Source organism: Bradyrhizobium macuxiense, assembly GCF_001542415.1.
GTDB classification, from domain to species: domain Bacteria; phylum Pseudomonadota; class Alphaproteobacteria; order Rhizobiales; family Xanthobacteraceae; genus Bradyrhizobium; species Bradyrhizobium macuxiense.
This window is the reverse complement of sequence record NZ_LNCU01000013.1, coordinates 61,708-65,599: the sequence shown is the minus strand read 5'-3', so window position 1 is coordinate 65,599 and position 3,892 is coordinate 61,708. Positions and strand designations below refer to the sequence as shown.

The window sequence follows — 3,892 nt, the reverse complement described above, 5'->3', positions numbered from 1 at the left end:
AGAGTCTGACTCAAAAAGCGTGTTGGGGCCTGGCGAGGCGTCTGATCAGGAGCCTGAGATGGGCGACGAGAAGCCAAGCGACTTCGGTTGCCGCGGAGCCCTCGAAGTCCTTGGCGAGACGACGGCACCTGCCGAACCAGGCAAAGGTACGCTCGACGACCCAGCGTCGGGGTAAGAGCTGGAAGCCTTTGACGCCGGGTGGCCGCTGGACAATATCGATGGTCCATTGGCCGCAATGGGACAGTGCGTCGAGCAGCTGTTTGCCGCGATAGACTCGGTCAGCAAAGACATGCTGAAGCCTGGGGAAGTGTTCTCTCAGATGTTCCAGCAGAGGGACAGCACCGTGGACATCCTGAACGTTGGCGGGATGCACGTGGACTGCCAGCAGCAGACCATTGGTGTCAGTGACGATGTGCCGCTTACGTCCATGAAGGCGCTTGCCGGGGTCGAAGCCGCGTGGCCCGCCGGCCTGCGTCGTCGGAGCCGTCTGGCTATCGATGACGGCAGCCGTCGGTCCCGGCTTGCGCCCGAGTTTCCGCCGCGCTTGCCGGACCAAGGCTCCGACGATCCGGTGCCACCGGCCACTGTCGCGCCAGGCATAAAAATAGCCTTGGACCGTCGAGTATGGCGGGAACTCGCTCGGCAGGGCTCGCCATTGGCAGCCCGTCGACAAAATGTAGAAGATCGCCTGCACGACCTCGCGCAAATCGACTTCCCGCGGGCGTCCTCGTCGCTGTCGCGCCGGCATCTTCCGGGATATCAGCGCCCACTCCGCATCGGTCAGATCGCTTGTGTAGCGCAGCCCTTTGCGTTGATACTCGACACGAGTGATTTCGGTCCACGGCATCGTACCCTCCCTCGAATCTTCGCAAATCCGAAGGAATCACAGCCAACCGAAATCACTCACTCCTTTTTCAGTCAGGCTCTCAGGATGACGGGTTGGGAGTGCTTCCCTCAAGGGAAGGGCTCCTTATCGAGGCGTTCCGCGTCTGGCGCATGCAACAAACGTCACCGGAATCCAGTTGACTCTTGCCTGCTTCTGATTCGACTCGGTCCCCTCTGGAACTTAAGGAATTCAGTCCGCACATCGGGTGCTTGTGGAGCCCTCTCAAACTTGATCTAGTGCCGCCGCCGCAGGGTTACCCGAGATGTTGCGGTGAACGTTTCAGGCCTGGAAGCGAGTCAGCGATTCGGCCGCGATTTGTTCTAGAGTCGTTCCGAAGCTTAAATCTGGCGCGGAAGGCGTCGCATAGTGAGACAGATTCGGCGCGGATGGGTGCCTATGGCTGATTGGTTTCAGGGTTCTTACGTCATTGCGAGGAGCGCAGCGACGAAGCAATCCATTGTCACGGTCTGCCGCTCGAATGGATTGCTTCGCTTTGCTCGCAATGACGGCTGACAGCGCCCGCCGATAAAAGAAACACCTGCAAAATATGGCTTTCTCATCTTCGTTCGGAAATGACCGCGCGCCCGGCGCTGGCGTCACCGCCGTTCTCGGGCCGACCAACACCGGCAAGACGCATTTGGCGATCGAGCGGATGCTGGCGCATTCGTCGGGCCTGATCGGGCTGCCGCTGCGGCTGCTCGCGCGCGAGGTCTACAACAAGATCGTCGACCGCACGGGCGAGGAGAGCGTCGCGCTGATCACCGGCGAGGAGAAGATCAAGCCCAAGGCGCCGCGCTTCTGGGTCTCGACCGTGGAAGCGATGCCGCGCGATCTCGACGTCTCCTTCCTCGCCGTCGACGAGATCCAGATATCAGCCGATCTCGAGCGCGGGCACGTCTTCACCGATCGCATCCTCAATCGCCGCGGACGCGACGAGACACTGCTGCTCGGGGCTGCGACGATGCGGCCGATCATCGAGCGGCTGCTGCCGGGTGCGTCGATCGTCACGCGGCCCAGATTGTCGCAGCTCGAATTCGCCGGCGACCGCAAGATCACGCGGCAACCGCGACGAACCGCGATCGTCGCGTTCTCGGCCGACGAGGTCTACGCGATCGCCGAGTTGATCCGCCGCCAGCATGGCGGTGCGGCGGTCGTGCTCGGCTCGCTCTCGCCCCGCACGCGGAATGCGCAGGTCGCGATGTTCCAGAACGGCGACGTCGATTATCTCGTCGCCACCGACGCCGTCGGCATGGGGCTCAATCTCGACGTCGATCACGTCGCCTTCGCCTCCGACCGCAAGTATGACGGCTACCAGTTCCGCCGCCTGACCCCGGCGGAATTCGCACAAATCGCAGGCAGGGCCGGGCGCGCGACGCGCAACGGCACGTTTGGCACCACGGGCCGCTGCGCGCCGTTCGAGCCGGAACTGGTGAACGCGCTGCAGAACCACACCTTCGACAGCGTCAAGATGCTGCAGTGGCGCAACGCCAAGCTGGATTTCGCCTCGCTCGGCGCGCTGCAGGTGTCGCTGGCGCTGTCGCCCGGCCACGAGACGCTGACGCGGGCGCCGATCGCCGAGGACCAGCGCGTGCTCGACCACGTCGCGCGCGACGCCGAGGTGCGCGATATGGCGCACGGCAAGGCGGCCGTGGAGCGGCTGTGGGAGGCCTGCCAGGTCCCGGACTACCGGAAACTGTCGCCGGCCGCCCATGCCGAACTCGTGACCACGCTGTACGGCTTCCTGATGCAAAAGGGGCGTATCCCCGACGCATGGTTTGCCGCCCAGGTCGACCAGGCCAACCGCACCGACGGCGATATCGACACCTTGTCGGGCCGGATTGCCCAGATTCGCACCTGGACCTTCGTCGCCAACCGCCCGGACTGGCTGTATGACCCGGAGCACTGGCAGGGGATCACGCGCGAACTCGAAAATAAATTATCCGATGCGCTGCATGAACGGCTCACGGAGCGTTTCGTTGACAGGCGGACCAGTGTATTGATGCGCCGCCTGCGGGAGAACTCAGTTTTGAATACGGAAATTGGCAAAACCGGCGAAGTGATCGTGGAAGGTCACGTGATCGGCCGGCTCGATGGTTTCACCTTTGCGCCTGATGCGGCGGAAGCCGGCAGCGACGCCAAGGCACTGCAGGCTGCGGCCCAGCAGGTGCTGGCGCGCGAGATCGACGCGCGTGCCGAGAAACTGGGCGCGGCCCCGGACGAGCAGTTCGTGCTGACCTCGGACGGCACCATCCGCTGGACCGGCGACGCGGTGGCCAAGCTTGTCGCCGCCGAGGACGCGCTGCATCCGCGCCTGCGCATCATCTCCGACGAGCGGCTGACCGGCGCTTCGCGCGAAGCCGTGCAGACCAGGCTCGATCTCTGGCTCAAGACGCATATCGAGAAGCTGCTCGGGCCGCTGTTCGAATTGTCCAAGGCCGAGGATCTGCAGGGCATCGCGCGCGGCATCGCATTCCAGCTCGTGGAAGCGCTCGGCGTGCTCGAGCGATCGAAGATCTCGGCCGAGATGAAGGATCTCGACCAGCCGTCGCGCGCGACCTTGCGCAAATACGGCGTGCGGTTCGGCGCCTACCACATCTATTTCCCGCAGCTGTTGAAGCCCGCGGCGCGCTCGCTGGCCTCGCTGCTGTGGGCCGAGAAGCAGAACAATGTCGACATGGGCGCGCTGTCGAATGTGCAGCACCTTGCGTCGAGCGGCCGCACCTCGTTCCCCGTCGACAAGGCCTTGCCGCGCGATGCCTATCGCGTGCTCGGCTATCGCCAGTGCGGCGAGCGCGCGGTGCGCGTCGACATCCTGGAGCGGCTTGCCGATCTGATCCGCCCCGCTTTGGCCTGGCGCGAGACGTCGCCGGGCGAGAAGCCCTCCGGCGCATTCGACGGCCGCGGCTTTGTCGTGACCCAGGCGATGACCTCGCTGACCGGCTCCGCGGGCGAAGACTTCGCCTCGATCCTGCGCGCGCTCGGCTACCGCATGGATCGCCGCCCGCC

General features: G+C 64.4%; 2 protein-coding genes. One reads left to right on the top strand and one right to left on the bottom strand.

The genetic code is table 11. The features are described from left to right. Positions 1–10 precede the first annotated feature (10 nt). Entirely contained in the window at positions 11–847 is an 837-nt protein-coding gene (locus tag AS156_RS03055; protein ID WP_066499812.1) for an IS5 family transposase, read from the bottom strand. 586 nt (positions 848–1,433) lie between these two features. Between AS156_RS03055 and AS156_RS03050 the strand changes: the two genes are divergently transcribed. After that, positions 1,434–3,892 (top strand): helicase-related protein (locus AS156_RS03050; protein WP_082747293.1); only part of this gene is annotated, 2,459 nt, incomplete at its 3' end.

What these genes read in the sequence shown, in the direction of transcription:
- AS156_RS03055 (WP_066499812.1), bottom strand. Translation starts at nt 847, where the DNA reads ATGCCGTGGACCGAAATCACTCGTGTCGAGTATCAACGCAAAGGGCTG.